This is a genomic window from Nonomuraea sp. NPDC050394 (genome assembly GCF_044459065.1).
GTDB lineage: Bacteria > Actinomycetota > Actinomycetes > Streptosporangiales > Streptosporangiaceae > Nonomuraea.
In genome coordinates this window covers 145,641-166,008 of the sequence record NZ_JBITIO010000009.1, presented here as the reverse complement: position 1 = coordinate 166,008, position 20,368 = coordinate 145,641, and the positions used below count along the sequence as shown (strand labels likewise).

The following is a 20,368-nucleotide window of genomic DNA, read 5'->3' as shown; positions in this document are numbered from 1 at the left end:
GCGTCCGGCGTCCGGCTTCGGCTCAGGCGCGATCCGGCGTGGCCGCCAGGTCGCGGTTGAGCCTGCCGTAGAGGAACGCGAAGGCGGCGGCCAGCGCGCCCGCCCCCGCGGCGACGCCGAAGACCCACTGGTAGCCGTGTTCCCCGGGCAGCGAGGCCAGGATGGCGGCGATCACGGCGCCGGCCGTGCTGCCGCCCGCGATGCGTACCAGCGCGTTGATCCCGGCCGCGACCGCGGTCTGCTCGGGCCGGACGTGCTCGACCGCCATCGTGCCCAGCGCGGCGTAGCTGACGCCCAGCCCTATGCCCATGAGCGAGGTGGCGACCAGGATGTCGGCGGGGCCGGTGTGCGCGAAGACGAGCCACAGGCCCGCCGCGCCGGCGATCGCCGAACCCGTCCCGACCAGCGAGGCGGCGGCGAAGCGGCGCATGAGCCGGCCCGCGAACAGCGAGATCACCAGCATGAACAAGGTGCTGGGCAGCAGGTAGAGACCGACCTGCAGGACGCTGGCGCGCAGCGCGGGTCCCTGCACGAAGCCGGAGATGCCGGTCATGCTCATGAAGAAGCCGAACCCGAGCAGCATCGAGGCCACGGTCGCGCCGACGGTGCCGCGGTGGACCAGCATCGCCATCTGCACCAGCGGCTCGGCCACCCGGCGCTCGACCAGCACCCAGACGACGGCCACCACGGCCGCCAGCGCGAACACGCCGAGCGTCGCCGCCGAGGTCCAGCCCCACGTGCCGCCCTGGCTGATCGCCAGCAGGAGCGCCACCAGCCAGACGATCATCAGTGCGGCGCCGGCCAGGTCGGGACGGCCGCCGCCGGCTGGCGCGGTGTCGCGTACCAGGAAGAAGACGAAGACCGAGCCGATCACCGACAGCGCGGTCGTCACCCAGAAGAGCATGTGGTAGTCACCGGCGACCAGGCCCGCCAAAAGCATGCCGCCACCCGCGCCGAACCCCATGGTCGCGCTGAGCACGCCGATGCCGGTGGCGAGCTGGTTGCGGGGCAGTACGTCACGGACCACGCCGATCGCCAGCGGGACCAGGGCGGCGACGAACCCCTGGAGCACGCGGCCCACGATCAACCAGGGCAAGGTGGTGGCGACCGCGGCGATGACCGAGCCGACGATGAGCAGGGCCAGCGCGCCGAGGATCACGCGGCGCTTGCCGTACATGTCGCCGAATCGCGACAACAGCGGTGTCGCGACCGCGCTGACGAGCAAGCTGATCGTGAGTGTCCAGCTCACGGCGGTCAACGAGGCGTTCAGCTCGCGCTGGAGGATGGGAAGCAACGGGACGACCGCGGTGTTCTGGACGGCGGCCACGGAGGCGGCGAACGCCAGCACCACTACTCCTGGCCATGGGTTCCTGGTGGGTGTCATGCGCCCGGCGGTCGCGGCGACTGTCACCATGACGGCTCCTTAGGTAACTTGGGTAAGTAACTGAGAAGCGATAATACATACGTAAGTTAGGTAAGCAAACAGATGGACCAGGAGCTCGCTTCCACCGTCGCCGCCTTCCGCAGGGTCGTGTCGACGCTCAAGCGCGCCAAGACCCACGACACGATGGGCACCGTCGCCGGCATGCGGGTCGATCAGCCGGACGCGCAAGTCCTGATCCACCTGCTCGACTCCGGCGAGCCGCGGCGCGTCGGCGCGATCGCGCAGGCCCTGCACGTGGAGAGCCCGCACGTCACCAGAACCGTCACCAAGCTCGAACGGCAGGGCCTGCTCGAACGTGTGCGCGACCCCGACGACGGCCGGGCCTGGCGCATCTGGCTGACTCCGCAGGGCACCGACGTGGCCCAGGTCTGCATGCGGATCAACCTCGAGCTCTTCGAGACCGCCATGGCGGCCTGGGACCCGCAGGACCGCGCCGACCTCACGCGCCTGCTCGGCAAGCTCTCCACCGAGATGACGGCGATCCTTGAGGAACGCCTGCGAAGCTAGAGCGGCAGATCCACCTTCGTCGCCCCGATCCGCTCGATGCGCTCGGTGCCCCAGCGTCCCAACGGGCCCAGGGCGGCGTTGAGCGAGAGGCCGTCCTCGGTCAGGGAGTACTCGACCTTCGGCGGCACCTCGCGATACACCTCACGACGCACGAGCCCGTCTTCCTCCATCTCGCGCAGATGCTGGATCAGCATCTTCTCGCTGACGCCGGGCAGCCCGCGCCGGAGCTCGGCGAAGCGGCGGGTCCCGTAGTTGTTCAGCTCCCAGAGGATCAGCGACTTCCACTTCCCCGAGACCACGTCCATCGCCGCGTCGATGCCGCAGAAGTACGGGCCCCGTCGTGCCGATGTCGCCATCCGCCCTCCTCAGACGTACTTACCTGTGGGTGGGTACCCCACTAAATAGTCGGTACTGGTCAACTCTAACGGTGGTGGAAAGGATGGGCCCCGACCGACGAACTCGAAGGGGGACCCAAGATGACGGACCACGTCCAGGTGAGCGTTCTCGGGCTGGGGGCGATGGGCGGCGCTCTCGCGGGCGCCCTGGTGAAGGCCGGGCACCCGACCACCGTGTGGAACCGCTCCCCCGGCAGGGCGGACGACCTCGTGGCCCTCGGCGCGCGGAACGCCGGCAGCGCCGGTGAGGCGGTCCTCGCCGGCCGGTTGGTGATCGCGTGCCTGCTGGACCACGAGTCGGTCCACGAAGTGCTCGATCCGATCGCCGGTGAGCTGGCCGGCCGTACCTTGGTCAATGTGACCACGACGTCGCCGGCCCAGTCGCGCGAGCTGGCAGAGTGGGCGGCCCGTGCCGGGGTCGCGTACCTGGACGGCGGGATCATGGCCGTGCCCGCCATGATCGGCGGGCCCGGGTCCTCGATTCTCTACAGCGGTCCCGCCGAGGTCTTCGAGCAGTACAAGCCGCTGCTGGATCTGTGGGGAACGAGCACCTACTTCGGGCAGGACGCCGGGCTGGCGTCTCTGTACGACCTCGCCCTGCTCGCGGGCATGTACGTGATGTTCGCCGGATTCCTGCACGGCGCCGCCATGGTCGCGCCGGCCGGGGTGACGGCGGGCGAGTTCGCCTCCATGGCCGCGCCTTGGCTGTCCGCCATGACCGGCTCCTTCCAGGGGTTCGCCGCGGTCGTCGACGGCGGCGACTACACCGTGGCCGGGCAGCAGAGCCTGGAGTTCTCCAACCTCAGCGACCTCGTGGCCGCCAGCGCCGAGCAGGGTGTCAGCACCGAGGTGATCGGCATGGTCCAGACGCTCGTCCGCCGCCAGATCGACGCGGGCCACGGCCAGGAGGGCTTCGCCAGGATCATCGAGAGCATCAGGAATTCTCCGGAGGACGTGTAGAGGACGCGCGGGCGGCTCCGACCCTCCTGTGAAAGCGCACCGGAATCGCAGGAGGTAAGCACGATGAGCAAGGTCATCTCCGACATGTCGATGTCGCTCGACGGCTACGTGGCCGGGCCGCACCAGAGCATGGACAACCCGTTCGGCGAGGGCGTGGGCGACCGTCTGCACCAGTGGATGTTCGAGGAGGCCGAGCGCCACGCCAAGGTGATCGAGGGCGTCACCGCCGCAGGGGCGTTCATCATGGGCCGCAACATGTTCGGCCCCGGCCGCGGCGCCTGGGACCTGGACTGGAAGGGCTGGTGGGGCGACGAGCCGCCGTACCACGCGCCGGTCTTCGTCCTGACCCACCACCCGCGCGAGCCGCTGACGATGAGGGGCGGCACGAGCTACGTCTTCGTCACCGACGGGATCGAATCGGCCCTGGCCCAGGCGCGCGCGGCCGCCGGAGACCGGGACGTCGCGATCGCCGGCGGCGCCGAGACCGTGAACCGGTACCTGGCGGCGGGGCTCATCGACGAGCTGCGCCTGCACGTCGCGCCCCTGACCCTCGGCCGGGGCGAGCGGCTGCTGCACGGCGTCGGGGAGCACGCACTCGAACCCGTCGGCGCGCCCTGGGGCACCGGCCTCGTCACCCACCTGACGTACCAGGTGGTCAGGCCGTCAGCCTGACGGGACGTCAGTACTGGTTCGTCCTGGCGTCCAGGGCGAGCCCCTCGTCGATCGCCGCCACGGGGACGTCCTTGAGGTTCATCTGGTCCTTGGCGATCTGCCCGAGCGTGGGCAGGCTCTTGCGGTCCGGCCAGGTCTCCGGCTTCCAGAGCGAGGAGCGCAGGAACGCCTTGGCACAGTGCATGTACAGCTCTTCGACCTCGATCAGTACGGCCAGCCGCGGCCGTTTCCCCTGCACGACCAGGTCGTCGAAGAACGGCGCGTCGGCCACCAGCGAGGCGCGCCCGTTGACCCGGAGCGTCTCGTTCATCCCCGGCACGATGAACAACAGCCCGGCATGGGGGTTGCGCAGCATGTTGCGGAAGCTGTCGAGCCGGTGGTTGCCGGGCCGGTCGGCGAGGACGAGACGGTGGTCGTCGAGTACCAGCACCGAGCCCGCGGGGTCGCCGCGGGGCGAGACGTCACACGTGCCGTCGGTGTTCGAGGTGGCCAGCAGCACGAACGGCGAGTGCGCGATGATCGTGCGCGCGTGCTCGTCGATGCGGGCGATGTCCTTGTCCCAGATGACCTGAGGCGGTTCCTTGACGATCTCCCGGAGCTCGGCATCGGTCGTCACCACACGCATCTCAGAGGAGCTCATCTCCCGAGAATAAGGTAAGCCTCATCTACCTAGCGAGGGCGGGCGCAGGAGGTCGCGGTCCAGTCGCCGGAGCGCGTGGACCTGGGGCCGACCTCCCGCACCTCCGTGCCGGCCGGGTGCGGGTGAAACCATCCGCTCAGAACCTGAACTGCTCCTTGAGCGTCGCCAGGGTGGAGAGGAAGCCGTCCAGCTGGTCCTCGGTGTGGCCGTCACTGATGATCAGGCGGAGCAGGGCCTTGTTGCGCTTGACGGCCGGATAGACGAAGACGGGTACGAGGTAGCCGTGGTCCAGGAACGCCTGCCGCAGTTCCACGGCGACGTCGTCGTCGTTGACCGGGACCGAGACGATGTACGTGCTCGTCTCGCTGGTCTCACAGCCGATGTCGGCCAGCCGCCGGCGGAACGCGGTCACCTTGGCCAGGTAGGAGTCGACGATGTCGGGATCGTGGCTCAGGCGGCGGATGATCTCCCGGGCGGTCACGGCGGTGGGCGGCTGCATGGCGGCGGTGAACATCGAGGTTCCCGACAGGAGCTCGAAGGACTGCACCGCCGCCGACGGCCCGGCTATCGCCCCGCCCTCCAGGCCCACCGCCTTGGAGAAGGACATCATCACGAAGTCCGCCCGCTCGCGCATGTGCTGGTACTCGGTGGCGAAGGGGCGGTGGGCGGGGCCGTAGATCATGAAGCCGTTGGCGTCGTCGACGAAGCTGATGGCGTTGTGTTTCTCGCACAGGTCCAGGAGCGCGGGGATGGGGCCCATGGTGCCGTCCGCCGAGTAGACGCTCTCCATGACGACGACCACCTTGCCGCCGCCGACCTTGGTGAGGACACGGTCGAGGTGCTCCGGGTCGTTGTGGCGGAAGAAGAAGACACGTTTGCCGTAGCCCAGGCCCTCCACCGCCTTCCACAGGCTCCAGTGGGAGTCCCGGTCGAGGACGAACACCGAGTCGGAGTTGTTCATGCGGACGCCGGCGCCGAGGTCGATGTCCTGGCTCATGGCGTGGACGAAACCCACGTTGGCCAGCAGGCCGGTGGCGAAGGTGAGGGCGCGTTCCTTGCCGGTCGCCTGGCTGACGTCCTGCTCCAGTTCCAGGTGGGCGCGGCAGACGCCCTGGGTCATGCGGGAACCGCCGGTGGTCAGGCCGTACTGGTGGGCACCTTCCGCGAAGCACTGCCGCAGGTCGGTGCGCTGGTGCATGTTCAGGAGGTTGATGCTGGCGAGGTTGGTCAGCGTGCGGCCGTTCTGCGTGATGCTGGGGCCGGTGATGCCGTCCACGATCGCGGGCTCACCGATCAGGCCCGATCCCTCTTCGAGTACCTGGGTGAAGGTCTCGAAGCCCCACTTGTCCACGGCGCCGGAGCTGGTCATGCCTTTTCTCCTAGGTTCGGGGCGATTCGGGGATGTCTGCGGAGCACGACCACGATGACCAGCCCGGTGATCATCAGGAGTGCCGCGGACACGATGACGGTCAGGTGCAGACTGGCGACGAACGTCTCCCGGGCGGACTCGACTATCTGGGGGTACGCGCTGCGCAGGGCGAGGGCCGAATCCCTGACCACGCCCGCGTGCGGAAACCAGGCGGCGAAGGCGGCGGACATGACACTGCCCAGGACGGCGATCCCGAGCCCGCCGCCGAGCTCGTAGGAGGTCTCCTCGACGGCCGCCGCCTGCCCGGCGTGTTCGGTGGCGACGGCGTTCATCATCGCGTTGGACGCCGCGGTCAGTGCCACGGACAGCGAGAATCCCATCGCGGCGAAGCAGACGCCGATCAGCCACGGCTGGTCGGTGGTGGTCAGCGTCACCAAGGGGATCAGTGCCACCGAGGTGCCCACCAGCCCGGCCGCGACCAGTGGCGGCGCGCCGAAACGGGCGACGAGAGGGCCGCCGGCCAGGCTGCCGAGCACGCTGGTCACGCTCATCGGCAGGATGCGCAGGGCGGCCGACAGCGGGCCGAGACCCACGACCAGTTGCAGGTACTGGGTGAAGAACAGCTCCAGCCCGACCAGCACGAGGAACGTGACCAGGATGGACACGGCCGCCGTGGAAAAGGCGGGGTTGGCGAACAGCCGTACTTCGAGCAACGGCTCGTCGGCGCGCAGTTGCCTGCGCACGAACCACAGCAGCAGTACGGCGGCGCCGGCCCAGCTCGCCAGGGCCGGCGGCGCGAACAACGACTCGTGCCCCGCCGTCTTGATGCCGAAGGCGAGGCTGAGCACCCCGCCCGTGGCCAGAAGGGCGCCGAGCGCGTCCCAGCGTCCCGAGTCGGCGCGCGGCGACTCCGGCACCAGGAGCAGGGTCAGGGGGATCGCGGCGAGCATGACCGGGACGTTGATCAGGAACACCGCGCCCCACCAGGTCCATTCGACGAGCGCGCCGCCGACGAGCGGGCCGATGATGGCGCCTCCGGCGGCGACGGCGCTCCACACGCCGAGTGCCGTCGCGCGCGGCTTCGGATCGGTGAACACCTGCCTGATCATCGAGAGCGTGGACGGCATGATCATCGCGCCGCCCAGCCCGAGGATCGCGCGGGCCGTGATGAGGATCGCGACGTTCGGGGCGAACGCCGCCGCGAGCGAGGCGAGTCCGAACACCGCGTATCCCCACAGCAGCATCGCCCGCCGGCCGTACCGGTCACCGAGGGCGGCGAACGGGAGCAGCAGGGGCGCGCAGACCAGCGAGTAGACGTCGGCGATCCACAGCACCTGCGCCGCGCTCGGGCCGAGTTCGGCCGAGAGCATCGGCAGCGCCGTGTAGAGCACCGTGATGTCGATGACGACGATGAACAGGCTGGCGCACAGAATCGTCAGCACGACCCACGGGTTCTGCGAACCCTTCATGTTGTCCTATTCCCGGAAGGTGTACGAGGCGAGAGTGTCGAAGGCCCGCGTGGGCAGGATCCATCGGGCCATGGCGAGCACTCGCGCGTCCCAGCCGACCAGGTAGCGGCTGCGCGGCCGCGCCGAGGTCAGGGCGTGGACGATGGCCTCGCTCACCCGCGTGGGATGGGCGGCCAGCTTCAGCATGCGGTCCTGGTCGACCCGTGCCCGCTCGACCGATCGGGCCCAGGCCGGGTAGTACAGGCGCAGCTGGTCGGCGTGCACCTTGTCCGGCAGAGACTCGAACGCGCGCAGCGAGCGTGGCCAGAGGGCCGTGCGTACCGCGCCCGGGTTGACGAGCACCACCTGGATGCCCCACCGGCGCAGCTCCATGCGCAGCGCGTTCGACGACGCCTCCAGGGCGTACTTGGCCGCGCAGCTCGCGCCGATGCTGGGGAAGACGCACAGCCCGTTGATGCTGCTGATGTTGACCACGCGGCCGCCGTTCGTCCGGAGGTGGGGCGTGAACGCCCTGGTCACGGCCAGCGGGCCCAGGTAGTTGACCTCCAGTTCGTGCCGGACGAACTCCATGGGCAGGATCTCGAGCGGGCCGTGGTACTCGGCGGTCGCCGCGTTGACCACGCCGACCAGGCGCCGCCCCGGCCCCGGCACCTTCGCCGCCGCCTCCTCGACGGAATCGGGCGAGGTGACGTCGAGGTGGATCACCTCGATCCCCTCCGGGCTGTCGGCGAAGGTCTCGGTGACGGCCCGCTCGGGGTCGCGTACCCCGGCGAAGACGTGGAACCCCTTGGCCGCCAGCGCCCGTGCGGTGACCGAGCCGATCCCGCCGGCCGCGCCGGTGATCAACACGGTACGGCCGTCGGTCATGCGGGGAAGTACGACCGGAGCGGGCCGTCACGCCGGACGTCGAGCGTCGCGCAGTGGAAGGACCCGGCGAAGGCGTAGTAGGACTCGAACGAGCAGGGCACAGGCGTGAAACCCCACTCCTTGAACGCCTGGATCATGGGCTCCTGGTTGCGTTCGACGACCACGCGGCGCTCGTCGAGCATGAGGACGTTCATGTTGACCCAGCCGCTGACCACGCCGATCGGGTTGGAGTCGGTGTGGACCGGCTCCGGCGCCACGAGCACGTCCCAGTCCCGCAGGACCGGCGGGAGACTGGCCAGGTCGAGAAACTCGGGGTTGACCAGCACCTTTCCGGGGGCCAGCGGCATGAACGTGGTGTCGATGTGCATGGCCTGCGGGCAGCGGGACTCCAGCACGTGGATGCGGTAGTCGTCGCCGAGGTGGCGGCGCAGCCAGTCGATGCCGGCCTGGTTGGTGACGTGGCTGCGCTGGCAGAAGATGTCGCGGCCGGCCCGGACGAAGTCGGCGGCGTCGAAGGTCGGCTCGAACTCGGTGGTGACGAACCCGATCGGCTCGCCCGGCTCGGGCACGCGGTAGTCGTCGTCATACAGGTCGTCGAGCAACTGCGGGCGGGGCGCGGCCGTCCACCGGGCGCCGGCCGCGGAGTATTCCTTCAGAAGCCGCCGGTAGGGCCAGGTCTCGAACTGCCGCCCGCGGTCGGCCATCGGCGCCTCGATGATCTCGTCGCCGATGACCAGGAAGACGTCACGGGGGTTGGCCGCGCAGAATCCGGTCCCGACCTGCCAGGACGGGGTGGAGAATCCGGCGGCGAAGTCGATGGGGTCGGGCCGGCGCACCCGTACGCCGGCCGTCTGGAGGATGTCGACGAACTGTTCCAGGTCCTCCTTGGCGGGCTCGATCATCTCGGGCGGGTAGGGGGTGCCGTCCGCCCCGCTGACCTCCTCGATCGTTTCCCACGACCCCGGCGGCACGGTGACCTTGTTGATCACGTTCCAGTCGGGCAGCATCGCGCCGTCCACCACACCGACGACGACCTCTTCCAGAGGGTCCCACTCGTTGTGCGAACTTACGGGTCCAGACATCGTTGCCCTTTCCGATAGCGATTTCACGGCGTCCACTTGCGGACCACCAGGGCCGCGTTGTGACCGCCGAATCCGAAGGAGTTGCTCAGCGCGGCGCCCACGTCCATGCGGCGCACGTGGTTCGGGACGTAGTCGAGGTCCTCGTCCTCGGGCGCGTCGCAGTTGAACGTGGGCGGCACGAGCCCGGTCGCGATCGCCTTGACGGTGGCGATGAGCTCGGCGGTGCCGGCGGCGCCGATCATGTGACCGGTCAGCGCCTTGATGGAGCTGATCGGCGGCACCCGGGCGCCGAAGACGGTGCGGATCGCCAGGCTCTCGATCCTGTCGTTGAGCACCGTCCCGGTGCCGTGCGCGTTGATGTAGTCGACGCCGTCCGGTTCGAGGCCGGCGTCTTGCAGCGCGAGCCGCATCACCGTCGCCGCGCCCAGCCCCTCGGGATGCGGCGCGGTGGGATGGAAGGCGTCGGTGGTGGCGGCGTAGCCGGCGACCTCCGCCTGGATCGCCGCGCCCCTTCGCAGGGCGTGCTCGGCCTCCTCCAGGACGACCACCGCGGCGCCGGAACCCACGACGAAGCCGTCGCGGTCCCGGTCGAAGGGGCGGCAGGCGCGCTCCGGCTCGTCGTTGCGCCGCGACAGCGCTCCGGTGATGCCGGTGGTCGCCATGTCGAACGCGGTGATCGAGTCGTCGCAGCCGCCGGCGATCGCCACGTCCGCCCGGCCGGTCCTGATCCACATGGCCGCCTCGCCGACGCTCATGGTGCCGGTGGCGCAGGCCGTACTCATGGAGCCCGAAGGTCCCGCGGCGCCGAAGCGCAGGGCGATCTCCGCCGACGGGCTGTCGGCGGACAGCGCCGCCGCCGCGTACGGCGGCACGCCGCGGGGACCACGCTCGGTGAAGCGGCTGTAGAGCGACTGCTGCAGCCAGCTGCTTCCGTACCCGGAGCTGACCAGGACGCCCAGCCGGGGGTTGAGGTCCCCGCCCTGCGCCAGCTTGGCGTCGTCGGCCGCCTGGACCGCCGCCGCCAGGCCGTACCGCGCGAAGGTGTCGAGCCTGCGGCTCACCTTGTGCGGCATGTACTCCAGAGGGTCGAAGTCGCGGACCTGCGCGGCGATCGTGGTGCTGAGTCCGGCCGGGTCGAACGCGTCGATCGTCGCTATGCCACTGCGGCCCTGGAGCAGGCTGGACCAGAACGTGTCCACGTCCCGGCCGACGGGAGAGATGACGCCCGCGCCGGTGATGACCACGCGTCGGGGATGGCGGATCGGCATGGGCAGGCTGCCTTTCGCGTTCAGTCGAGTCGTGGCGTGGTCAGGTGCTCGGCGACCACCTGGGAGAGGAGCGCGGGCCCGGTCCAGCGCTTGCCGTACCGCATGACGTAGCCCGCCATGACACCGTGCCCGCCGAACGGCTGGTTGCCGTTGTCGACGTCGATCAGCGTGCTGTTCACGGCCACGGTGTGCCGTTTGCGCAGGGTGTCGACGAGGTCGGGCTCGCCGTCGTACACCATGGCGCCCATCGCCCGTTCGGCGAAGAAGGGTGAGTCGATGTGCTGGCTTACCTGCTGCGCCGTGGAGTAGCCGATGACGTTGAAGATCGGGGCGAAGAACTCCACGATGGGCACGCGCGGGGCCCAGTCCCGTACCAGGACGGTGGGTTCGACGCGTTTGGTCCGGAAGTCGATGGCGCCTCCGGCGACGATGCGCTCGTGGTTGCGGCGCAGGTAGTCGGCGGAGGCCTCCACCGCGGTGTCGTACCAGAGGCTTCCGTAGTCGGCTTCCGGGTCGCGGTTGCTGCCGTACTTGGCCGCCGTCACCGCCTGGGTGAGGCCGTCGATGAAGCTGTCCTTGACGGAGTCGTGGACGTAGAGGACATCGGGTCCGTAGCAGTCCTGGCCCGAGTTGAGCAGACGCACCCGCATGGCATCGCGTACGGCCCGGCCGACCTGAGCGTCCGGCCCCACGATGAACGGGTTGACCCCCTGCCCGAAGAAGACGAAGAGCTGTTCGTCGCGCAGGGTGGCACGGACCTGTTCGGCGTTCTTGTAGGTGCCGGTGAAGATGACGACGTCGGCGACGGCCACCTGGCCGGTGACGAACTCCCGCTGGCTGGCCTCGACCACCTCGATCGGCAGGTTGTGCACGGGTGCCAGGAGGGCGTGCAGCCGGTGGAGCTGGCCGGCGATCACGCTCGCCGGACGGGCGGTCAGCCGTTCGGTGAACAGCGCGGGCACCAGGAGATAGAGGACGTAGCTGTAGAGAAGGACGTTCGACGGCATGAACGCGGCCAGGCGGCGGACTCTGGCCGGTCCGTGGGTGAGGACCTCCTCGACCGCTCCGGCCAGGGTGGCGCGGGAGGCTTCGATCTCGTCCATGACCGACCGGTGCAGCGAGATCTCGGTCAGGATGTCGATGATCGGCTGCGGATCGTCCCGCAGCATCTCTTCCACGGCACGAAGGCCCCGCACCCGTTCCTCGGGCGGCATCATGGGCGACGTCCCCGCCGGCACCCGGACGCCGCCGGTGGCGGTCAGCCGCCGCAACGCCGCCATGTCGGGTTTGCCGCGGGCGGTGACCGGGATCCGGTCGAGCACGATGACCTGGTTGGGGCCTTCGTGGGCGGGAAGCTGCGCGGTGAGCCTGGCCCGCCAGTCCGCGGGCTGCGGTTCACCGGTGTCGGCGACGAAGAAGACGAGCCGGCAGCCGAGCCGCTCGTCCTCCACCGGGACGACCGCGACCGGACGCCCCAGTACGGCCGCCGCCCGGCGTTCCACGGCCTCCGGATAGATGGTGTGCCCGAGGCGGTGGACGGCGAACTTGCGGCCGACCACGTAGAGGTTGCCCTCGGCGTCCATGTGGCCCAGGTCGTTGGTGCGCAGCTCGGTCAGGGGCGCCGCCTCCTCCTCCAGAGGCAGGTAGCCCTCCATCAGGTCGGCGGAGCGTACGACGACCTCGCCCATCTGGCCGGCGCTTAGCTCCTTGCCGTCGTCGTCGAGGATCGTCACGTCCACCCCGGCCAGCGGGCGGCCGCAGCCGTTGGGGTTGTCCGGCGTGGCCAGCGCGATGTTGCCCGCCTCCGTGCTGCCGTAGCCGTCCAGCAGCGGCTGGCCGACTTCGGTGAGGAACCTGTCGGAGAGCGTCGGGTCCAGGGGCGCGCCGCCTACACACCACATGCGGACACGGGACAGATCGGCCAGCAGTTCCGGGCGGCGCTCCGCGAGGTTCAGGATCGTGTGGTACGTCGAGGGCGTCGCGTCCACGGACGTGGCACCCGCGTCGGCACCCGCCCGCAGGGCGCGGTCGAGCCGGCTGTACGGGGTGATGAGCAGCGAGCAGTCGCTCATCAACCAGATCAGGACCAGCGAGATCCCGTATTGGTGGGAGAAGGGGAGGAGCGGCAGGAGCACGTCCTCGGGCGTGTAGGCCATGCGGGCGGCGGTCCGCTCGGTGTTCGCGATGATCGAGCGGCCGGAGCGCACGATGCCCTTGGGGTGCCCGGTCGAACCGGAGGACCACGCGATCAGCGCGTCGCGGCGGCCGGTCCAGGGCTTGAGGTCGAGGGACCGCACGGGCGGGTCGTCCACCGTTGAGACCAGCCGGCCGAGTTCGATGGTTCGCATACCGGCCGGTGGCAGTGTGGCGTCATCTGTCAGCGCGATGTTCGTTCCCGAGACGGCGGCCATCCGCTCGAGTTCACCGCGAGTTTGATGCGCGTCCACAATCACGATGGAAATGTCTAGGTTGACGAGAGCGAAGAATCCTACGACAAAGTCCGGCGAGTTCCGCGCGACCAGGAGAATGCGATCCCCCGGTGCTATGCCGTCCCGTGCGAGCCCCTGCGAGACGGCGGCTGCGATGCTCGCCACCCGTTCATTCGTTATTGCCGATCCATCGGAGATCAGCATCAGCATCACCTACCGAGGACTTTCCTACGTGACGCTGGATAACGGGTCAACGTCGCTCTTTCCGGTCATCCGACCTCCAGACTTCGGCGGTTGACCGCGCGATACCTCCTAGTCATGCAAGGTATTTGCACCTGCATACTCACCTCATGCATCGGGTCACCCACCGTCCGTCAGGACAGAGACAGAGCTCCTACCAGCGATTATGAGAAGTCTAGAAATTGATCTGGCCGGATTGTCCGGCATCTGGACAGGGATAACGGCCAGTCCGAAAAGGATCATCGACCATCCTTGACGCTTACAAGTGTTCCGACGTATAACCTCATTCGGCATAACTTCCATCGAGAGGTTGGGTAATGACTGAAACTCGCGAAGACATATACGGCGAGGTCAGCGCCATCATCCAGGAAGTAACAGGAATGCAAGCGGCAGATGTATCGCCGAAGAAATCCATCGTCGATGACCTCGATATCGACTCGCTGTCGTTGGTCGAGATCGGGGTGGCGGTCGAGGACAAGTTCGCGGTCGAGATCACGGACGCGGAGATGCCGAAAATAGTGACGGTCGAGGACCTGATCGACCACATCGAGCAGGCGATGGCGGCCCGGGATTGAACGGGATACTGACCGGAAAGCGACTGCTCATCACGGGTGTTCTCACTCCCTCGTCCATCGCATTCCATGTGGCCAGGCTGGCACTGGAGAATGGCGCGGAAGTCGTTCTCACGGCCTTTCCCCGGGTAAGCCTCGTCGAGCGCCTCGTGCGCCGGCTTCCGGGTCCGGCGCCGGTCGTCGGCCTCGACGTCACCGATCCTGAACAGCTCGCCGACCTCGCCGACCGCGTCGGCGAGCATTTCGGCGAGCTCGACGGCGTGCTCCACTCGATCGCCTACGCGCCGCCCGCCGCCCTGGGCGGCAACTTCACCACCACCACCTGGCCGGACGTCGCCACCACGCTGCGGACCTCGACCTACTCCCTCCACAGCCTGTCGATCGCGCTCCTGCCCCTGCTGCGCAAGCCTGGCTCGTCGATCGTCGGGCTCGACTTCGACTCCTCGGTGAGCTGGTCCGAGTACGACTGGATGGGCGTGGCCAAGAGCGGGCTCGAATCGTGCGCCCGCTACCTCGCGTACTACCTCGGCCCCCGGGGCATCCGGGTGAACCTGGTCGCGGCCGGCCCGATCAGGACCGTGGCCGCCGCGGAGTTCAGCAAGGAGCCCGGCGACGACTTCTACGCCAAGTGGCAGACCAGGGCCCCGCTGGGCTGGGAGGCCGACGCCGATCCCGTGGCACGGGCCTGCGTGGCGCTGTTCTCCGACTGGTTCCCCGCCACGACCGGGGAGATCCTGCACGTGGACGGCGGCGCGCATGCCGTCGGCTGAGCCGGGGACGGCCATGTGGCGCCACATCGCCACCACGCTCGCGCACGCCGGATGCGACCTGGTGACCGGTGTGCCCTCCGACGAACCCGCTCTGCTCGACGCCGCCCTCGCCGTGCCCGGACTCAAGGCGGTGCCGGTGCGCGACCAGCGGGCCGGCGCCTGCCTGGCGGCGGGGCACGCGCTGGTGTCCGGCAGCCCGGCCGTACTCGCGACCAACTCCGGCCCTTCGCTGCCCAATGCCATGGCGGGCCTGCTGGAGGCGGCGTCGCTGCACGCGCCCGTCGTCGTGGTGACCACGCGGATCCCCAGGGCCGGCCTGGGCAGGGGCGGCTTCCAGCAGGTGGACCAGCGTGCGGTCAGCGCCGCCGTGGCCAAGTGGTACGTGCTGGCCGAGGACGTGGACCAGCTCGACTGGGCCCTGCGGCAGGCCGTACACCGTGCGATCAACGGCGCGCCCGGGGTCGTGGTCGTCGAGCTGGCCGAGGAGGCGCTCCAGGGCGAGCCACCGCGAAACGCCGCGCCGGCGGCTCCCCCGCGGCGGCTGCGTTCGGCTCCCGCCGGCGAGGATCTCGACCGGGCGGTGGACGTGATGGCGGGCGCCACCGCGCCGGTGATCATCGCGGGCGGCGGCGCGAAGGCGGCCGGCGCCGGCGCGCCCCTGCGGGCGCTGGCCGAGACCTGGGGCGCGGCCGTGTTCGCCACCGCCGCCGGGCGGGGCGTGCTCGACGAGGACCACCCGCGCTACTGCGGGCTCGCCGGGCTCTACGCCGCCGCTCCCGCCGCCGGACTGCTCGACGACGCCGACGTGATCCTGGCATTGGGCACCCGCCTGGAGGAGACCGTACGCACGGGCTGGAGCCAGTCCGGGCAGCGCCTGATCCACGTGGACGCCGATCCCGACGCCTTCGACCTCGCCGTCCGCCCCGAGATCGCGCTGGCCGGCGACGCCGCACTCACCGCGCGCCTGCTCGCCGACGGCCTCACGGCGCACCCGTCGCCGGCCTGGTCGGAGCGCATCGCCGCGGTGAAGACCGAACTCCCCCACACCGGCTCCTTCGCCGCGTCGGCCCTGCGCGCGCTCCGGTCCAGGTTCGGGCGCGACCTCGTGCTCGTCCAGGAGAACGGCCTGCACGACATGTGGAGCTACCACTACCCCCTGCTGTCGCTGTCCGAGCGGGCCAAGGTGGTGGCGCCGGGCGAGCAGACCATGATGGGCTTCGGCGTCGCCGCGTCGCTGGGCGCCGCGCTCGCCGAGCCGTCGCTGCCCACCGTCGTGATCTGCGGCGACGGCGCGATGACGATGAGCATGAACGCGCTGCCGGTCGCCGCCGAGCAGGGGCGCGGAATCGTCTTCGTCGTCTTCGAGAACGGCGGCTTCGGCTGGCCGCGCTACGTCCGCGCCCTGGCCGGATCCGACACCCGCATCACCCGGTTCGCCGGCGGCGAGCCTCCCTACGAGGCGGTCATCCGCGCGCTCGGCGGCTGGACCACCCGCTGCCGGACGACCGGCGACCTCGACCCCGCGCTGGAGGAAGCCGCCAAACACGCCAAGAACGGCGCGCTCGCGCTGGTCGCCGTCCCCGTCTCCGACACCGACATCCCTCCTGGCGTGCTTCGCGCGTACGGCGGCGCCCCAGAGTCCCCAGACAAGGCTGACGACCATGACGCGTGACATCTACACCTGGCGGGGAGGCTCGGTCGGCATCGCGGTCGGCGGCAACCCCGGCCTCTGGCCGTCCGTCGGCGAGTATCCCTTCTACGACCGGATCCTGTACTACGTCATGACCCACGACCACCTCAGGAACGCCGCGCTCGGCCACGCGCTCCGGGCGGTGGCGGCGGGCCGCCGGGTCATCGACATCGGGACGGGCCGCGACCTCAACTGGGCCCTGGAGGCCGCCGGCCACGGGGCCAAGCACGTGTACGCGATCGAGGCCAACCCGGAGAGCCACACCATGGCGGCCGGGAGGGGGGCGGCCTCGCCGTACGCCGACATCATCGAGGTCGTGCACGGCACCTCCTTCGACGTGCGGCCGGCGGAGCGGGCGGAGGTGTGCGTCGCCGAGCTCATCGGGTCGATCGCCAGCTCGGAGGGCATGCTCGCGGCCATGGCCGACGCGCACGCGCGCCTGCTCACCCATGACGGCGTGGTCGTGCCCGCCGCCTGTGACACCTTGGTCGGGGCGGTGTCGTCGCGGGAGTTGTTCCCCGGCGGTCCGGCCTTTTCGCGGAAGGCGCTGCCGTACCTCAGGAAGATCTTCGATCTTTACGAGCGCCCCTTCGACGTGCGGCTGTCGGTGGCCGATGCGGGGCCGGACGTCCTGCTGTCCACGACCGGGGCGGTGGAGAAGCTCCGGTTCGACGGGTCCGCTCCGCTGGAGGACACCTCGCGCGTGAGTCTGACGATCGAGCGCGACGGGTCCGTGGACGGGTTGTTGTGCTGGATCGGGCTGGAAGCGGGCGCGGGCGCCAGGCGGCTGGACTCGCTGCGGGACAAGACGAACTGGATGCCGGTGTACCTGCCGGTGTTCGACTCCGTCGTGCCCGTGCGGCGGGGGGACGAGCTCACGGTGGAGTTCGAGCGCAGGACGAGCGACGACGGTGTGCATCCCGACTACCACGTACGCGGGACGCTGGTCACGGCCGCCGGGGTGACCAGCGGGTCGATCCTGTCCGGGCACCACGAGCCGCAACTCGGGTCGAAGCCGATCTACCGCCGGTTGCTGGAGCACTAGCCCGACTTATTCCTTGACACGAATATTCGCCATGGTGAATACTCAAGGCCATGGACGCACTCCTCACCGCACTGGCCGACCCGGCCCGCTGGCGGCTCGTCACCCTGTTGGCCGAGCGGCCCCGCTCGGTCGGCGTCCTCGCCCAGCTCGCCGACGCGCGCCAGCCGCAGACGACCAAACATCTGCAGACCCTGGAACGCGCCGGCGTCGTCACCTCCCACCGCAGCGGCCAGCGCCGCGTCTACGCACTTCAGCCGGGCCCCCTGCGGGACCTGGCGGCCGCGATCACCCGGCTGGCCGAGACCGCGGAACAACGCGGCGGCCTCCGCGAGACCTTCGACCGCTACGAGCGCAGCCTCGACGCGGAGCGGCTCGCGGCGGACGAGGCGGGGTGGGCCGACGACCGCTCGTTCCGGTTCCGGCGCGCGCTGCCCGGATCACCTGAGCTGGTCTGGCGTCATCTGACGGAAACCTCCCTGCTCGCCCACTGGTGGACACCCGACGACCTGCGCGTCTCGGAGCTCGTCTTCGAGGCGCGGCCGGGCGGCCGGATCATCCAGGAGTACCGCGACGTCGAGGACGCCGACGGCTCCGACCTGGTGGTCGGACGCGCCGAGGGAGTCGTCGACGAGGTACGCCCCCGCGAGCGCCTCACCTACCGCAACTCCCCGCTGCTACCCGGCGGCGGAACCGCCTTCACCGCCCACGTCGACCTCGGGCTCCGGCCCACCGACACGGGCACGGAACTCGACGTCCACTGGCGGATCACCGACAGCACCGTCGACTCCGCCGACTTCATCGCCGGCATCGAGATCGGCTTCGGCCAGAGCCTCGACAAGCTGACCGCGGCCATCGCCGCCGACACAAGGAGCACGAAATGACCAGCCGCAAAGTCACCGCCAACATCTCCCTCACCCTCGACGGCCGCTACCACGGCGCCGGCGGGCCCGGCGACTTCGGGGCGTTCGTCCCGTACGTGACCAGCGACGTCGCCCGCGACCACATGAACCTCATGTGGGAGAACGCCACGACGGCGGTGCTCGGCCGGGTCAACGCCGAAGGCTTCATCGGCTACTGGTCCACGGTCGCCGAGGACGACAACGCCGACCCGCGTGACCGCGGCTACGCCAAATGGCTGGTCAACACCGAGAAGGTGGTCTTCTCCACCACCCTGACCGAAGCCCCGTGGGAGCGCACGCGCATGGTGAACGCCCCCGTCGCCGACGTCGTCACCGAACTCAAGGCCACCGGCGAGGGCGACATCCTGGCCAACACCAGCCCCACCATCATCAAGGCGCTGCTGTCGGCCGACCTGCTCGACCGGCTGTACCTCATGATCTTCCCCGAGATCGTCGGCGGCGGGCAGCGCCTGTTCGAGGACGGCCTGCCGGCCACGAAGTGGACGCTCACCCACCAGGTGACCGGCCGGCTCGGCGAGATGGCCATGGTGTACGACAGGGTCCGCTGACCGCTCGATCGGGCGCCTCAGCCCGGAGGCGTCTCGTCGGTCCAGCCCAGCCGCCTGACCACGTACGACGTCATCTCATCCTGTACGGCCAGCAGCTCTCCGGTGTCCCGGTCGATGATGATCCGCTGCTCGCCGTACTCCACCGCGACCCCGGCGCGGCCCTCGGCGTCAGTGACCCCGTCGGCGACCCGGACGCCCGGCAGCCCCGTGAGCAGCCGGTAGAGCGCCGCCCTCGTGCCCGGGGTGCTCTCGGCGTCGAGAAGCATCCACTTGGCCGAGGCCCAGAGCCAGCTCTCCTGGCTGTCGGCCCCGTCGGACGGGAACTCCTTGAGCATCTCGGCCTTGAGCGCGCCCGCCTCGGTGGGCAGGCTGGTGACGGGCGTCAGGGCCAAGGGGATGAAATAGGTCCTGCCGATATCGCAGCCGTCGCTGCCCTGGCAGAGCGCGGGCGAACCGTCGTCCTTCCACGCCTGTTCGTCGGCGGGGGTGAGCGGCTTGGTCGTGACCTGGCCGCGGTCGGTGTGCCGGCGTCCCTCCCTGTTCGCCCACAGCACCTCCTCGATCCGGTGCTCGACGGTGTAGCCGGCGGCGGTCCTGGTCCGCGAGTAGCGCAGCAGGTCCCGCCGCCACCAGGCACCCTCTCCGGGGGGATTCGCGGCCAGCCGGTCGGCCGCCGTGCCGAGCACCGTGGCCGGGTCCGGCACGAGCGCCGCCGTCCCGGTCTGGGGGCCGCCCAGCATGGGCGCCACCACGAAGCCGCCGGCCAGCACCACGCTGACCGCCGCGGCCGCGAGCGCCATCCTGGACCAGGCAGGCATGCCGCGGCGTCGCGGGCCGCCGAGCATCCGCGCGCGGACCGCCATCGCCCTGGCCGGGTCGGCGGGCGGCACGTCCGGCATCACCTCGTCGATGAGCTGGAACTCCTTCATCACACCTCAACTCCCAAAGCGTCACGCAGCTTGTTCCTGGCCCGGCTCAGCCGGGAGGCGACGGTGCCGTTGGCGACGCCGAGCGCCGCGGCCACCTCGTCGTAGGTCAGCTCGCCGTAGGCGACGAGCAGCACCACGTCGCGTTCCCCGCGCGACAGCCCGGCCAGCGCGGCCGAGAGCTTCTGCACGGTCACCCCGGCGGCGAGCCGGTCCACGACGCGTTGTTCGTGGCCGTCGTCGCCGGGGGACGGGCCGGATCTGGCCAGCGCGCGGTAGCGCCGGAGCTCGGCCCGCCGGTGTTTGCCGATGAGGTTGGTGGCTATGCCGTACAGCCAAGGTCTGATGCCGCCTTTGGCGGCGTCGAAGCTGTCGCGGCGGCGGAAGGCGATCAGAAACGTCTCCGCGGCGAGGTCCTCGGCGATGTCGAGGTCGAGGCGGCGGCCGACGTAGCGGCGTATCTCCTCGTAGTGCGCGTCGAAGACGGTGGCGAACCGCTCAGGATCGGCGACCGCGCCGTCGAGTGACAGGGTCATACGGCGTTCTCTCTTGCCG

At 70.0% G+C, this 20,368-nt stretch carries 20 protein-coding genes; 9 read left to right on the top strand and 11 right to left on the bottom strand.

All coding sequences use genetic code 11. The features are described from left to right. Positions 1-22: 22 nt before the first annotated feature. Entirely contained in the window at positions 23-1,414 is a 1,392-nt protein-coding gene (locus ACIBKY_RS32085) for an MFS transporter (protein ID WP_397102445.1), read from the bottom strand. Positions 1,415-1,486: 72 nt separating this feature from the next. Here ACIBKY_RS32085 and ACIBKY_RS32080 point away from each other — a divergent pair, with 72 nt between their 5' ends. Further along, the gene (locus tag ACIBKY_RS32080; RefSeq protein WP_397102443.1) at positions 1,487-1,951 is read left to right on the top strand and encodes a MarR family winged helix-turn-helix transcriptional regulator; all 465 of its coding nucleotides are present in this window, start codon (positions 1,487-1,489) and stop codon (positions 1,949-1,951) included. Here the strand turns inward: ACIBKY_RS32080 and ACIBKY_RS32075 are convergent. Then, positions 1,948-2,307 carry a winged helix-turn-helix transcriptional regulator gene (locus ACIBKY_RS32075; RefSeq protein ID WP_397102441.1) on the bottom strand — a complete coding sequence of 120 codons (360 nt, stop codon included), beginning with the start codon at positions 2,305-2,307 and terminating at the stop codon, positions 1,948-1,950. The genes ACIBKY_RS32080 and ACIBKY_RS32075 overlap by 4 nt on opposite strands. Positions 2,308-2,427: 120 nt before the next feature. Here ACIBKY_RS32075 and ACIBKY_RS32070 point away from each other — a divergent pair, with 120 nt between their 5' ends. After that, positions 2,428-3,306 (top strand): NAD(P)-dependent oxidoreductase, encoded by an 879-nt coding sequence (locus ACIBKY_RS32070; protein ID WP_397102439.1) that lies wholly within the window; start codon positions 2,428-2,430, stop codon positions 3,304-3,306. A gap of 63 nt (positions 3,307-3,369) precedes the next feature. Further along, complete coding sequence (locus ACIBKY_RS32065) at positions 3,370-3,978, top strand: dihydrofolate reductase family protein (protein ID WP_397102437.1); 609 nt, start codon at positions 3,370-3,372, stop codon at positions 3,976-3,978. Positions 3,979-3,985: 7 nt separating this feature from the next. Here ACIBKY_RS32065 and ACIBKY_RS32060 read toward each other — a convergent pair whose 3' ends face one another. The 7 genes from ACIBKY_RS32060 to ACIBKY_RS32030 all read right to left on the bottom strand — a co-directional run bounded on the left by ACIBKY_RS32060 (position 3,986) and on the right by ACIBKY_RS32030 (position 13,306). Then, entirely contained in the window at positions 3,986-4,618 is a 633-nt protein-coding gene (locus tag ACIBKY_RS32060; protein ID WP_397102435.1) for a pyridoxamine 5'-phosphate oxidase family protein, read from the bottom strand. A 136-nt stretch (positions 4,619-4,754) separates the two neighbouring features. Beyond that, positions 4,755-5,987 (bottom strand): aminotransferase class I/II-fold pyridoxal phosphate-dependent enzyme, encoded by a 1,233-nt coding sequence (locus ACIBKY_RS32055; RefSeq protein WP_397102433.1) that lies wholly within the window; start codon positions 5,985-5,987, stop codon positions 4,755-4,757. Further along, the gene (locus ACIBKY_RS32050) at positions 5,984-7,456 is read right to left on the bottom strand and encodes an MFS transporter (protein WP_397102431.1); all 1,473 of its coding nucleotides are present in this window, start codon (positions 7,454-7,456) and stop codon (positions 5,984-5,986) included. Before ACIBKY_RS32050 ends, ACIBKY_RS32055 begins: the two co-directional genes overlap by 4 nt. Positions 7,457-7,462: 6 nt before the next feature. After that, positions 7,463-8,323 carry an SDR family NAD(P)-dependent oxidoreductase gene (locus ACIBKY_RS32045; protein WP_397102429.1) on the bottom strand — a complete coding sequence of 287 codons (861 nt, stop codon included), beginning with the start codon at positions 8,321-8,323 and terminating at the stop codon, positions 7,463-7,465. Further along, positions 8,320-9,405 (bottom strand): hypothetical protein, encoded by a 1,086-nt coding sequence (locus ACIBKY_RS32040; RefSeq protein WP_397102427.1) that lies wholly within the window; start codon positions 9,403-9,405, stop codon positions 8,320-8,322. Before ACIBKY_RS32040 ends, ACIBKY_RS32045 begins: the two co-directional genes overlap by 4 nt. A 23-nt stretch (positions 9,406-9,428) precedes the next feature. After that, positions 9,429-10,673, bottom strand: a complete 1,245-nt coding sequence (locus ACIBKY_RS32035) for a beta-ketoacyl-[acyl-carrier-protein] synthase family protein (protein WP_397102425.1) — start codon at positions 10,671-10,673, stop codon at positions 9,429-9,431. Positions 10,674-10,693: 20 nt separating this feature from the next. Beyond that, positions 10,694-13,306, bottom strand: a complete 2,613-nt coding sequence (locus tag ACIBKY_RS32030; RefSeq protein ID WP_397102952.1) for an aldehyde dehydrogenase family protein — start codon at positions 13,304-13,306, stop codon at positions 10,694-10,696. A 353-nt stretch (positions 13,307-13,659) separates the two neighbouring features. Here ACIBKY_RS32030 and ACIBKY_RS32025 point away from each other — a divergent pair, with 353 nt between their 5' ends. From ACIBKY_RS32025 to ACIBKY_RS32000, 6 genes are read left to right on the top strand one after another with little or no spacing between them, the layout of a single operon-like run. Beyond that, complete coding sequence (locus ACIBKY_RS32025; RefSeq protein ID WP_397102423.1) at positions 13,660-13,917, top strand: acyl carrier protein; 258 nt, start codon at positions 13,660-13,662, stop codon at positions 13,915-13,917. Beyond that, positions 13,914-14,684, top strand: a complete 771-nt coding sequence (gene fabI / locus ACIBKY_RS32020) for an enoyl-ACP reductase FabI (RefSeq protein WP_397102421.1) — start codon at positions 13,914-13,916, stop codon at positions 14,682-14,684. Before ACIBKY_RS32025 ends, fabI begins: the two co-directional genes overlap by 4 nt. Continuing rightward, complete coding sequence (locus tag ACIBKY_RS32015) at positions 14,671-16,356, top strand: thiamine pyrophosphate-binding protein (RefSeq protein ID WP_397102419.1); 1,686 nt, start codon at positions 14,671-14,673, stop codon at positions 16,354-16,356. The genes fabI and ACIBKY_RS32015 overlap by 14 nt, the downstream gene beginning before the upstream one ends. Beyond that, a complete protein-coding gene (locus ACIBKY_RS32010; RefSeq protein ID WP_397102417.1) occupies positions 16,346-17,419 on the top strand; it encodes a hypothetical protein in 1,074 nt (357 codons plus the stop codon). The genes ACIBKY_RS32015 and ACIBKY_RS32010 overlap by 11 nt, the downstream gene beginning before the upstream one ends. 50 nt (positions 17,420-17,469) lie before the next feature. Continuing rightward, positions 17,470-18,300 carry a metalloregulator ArsR/SmtB family transcription factor gene (locus tag ACIBKY_RS32005; protein WP_397102415.1) on the top strand — a complete coding sequence of 277 codons (831 nt, stop codon included), beginning with the start codon at positions 17,470-17,472 and terminating at the stop codon, positions 18,298-18,300. Next, positions 18,297-18,887 (top strand): dihydrofolate reductase family protein, encoded by a 591-nt coding sequence (locus tag ACIBKY_RS32000; protein ID WP_397102413.1) that lies wholly within the window; start codon positions 18,297-18,299, stop codon positions 18,885-18,887. The genes ACIBKY_RS32005 and ACIBKY_RS32000 overlap by 4 nt, the downstream gene beginning before the upstream one ends. Before the next feature lie 17 nt (positions 18,888-18,904). On the opposite strand, the gene ACIBKY_RS31995 is transcribed toward ACIBKY_RS32000, so the two are convergent. Next, positions 18,905-19,816 (bottom strand): CU044_5270 family protein, encoded by a 912-nt coding sequence (locus tag ACIBKY_RS31995; RefSeq protein ID WP_397102411.1) that lies wholly within the window; start codon positions 19,814-19,816, stop codon positions 18,905-18,907. Further along, on the bottom strand, positions 19,816-20,349 hold the full coding sequence (locus tag ACIBKY_RS31990; RefSeq protein WP_397102409.1) for an RNA polymerase sigma factor: 534 nt from the start codon (positions 20,347-20,349) through the stop codon (positions 19,816-19,818). The genes ACIBKY_RS31995 and ACIBKY_RS31990 overlap by 1 nt, the downstream gene beginning before the upstream one ends. Between the last annotated feature and the right edge of the window lie 19 nt (positions 20,350-20,368).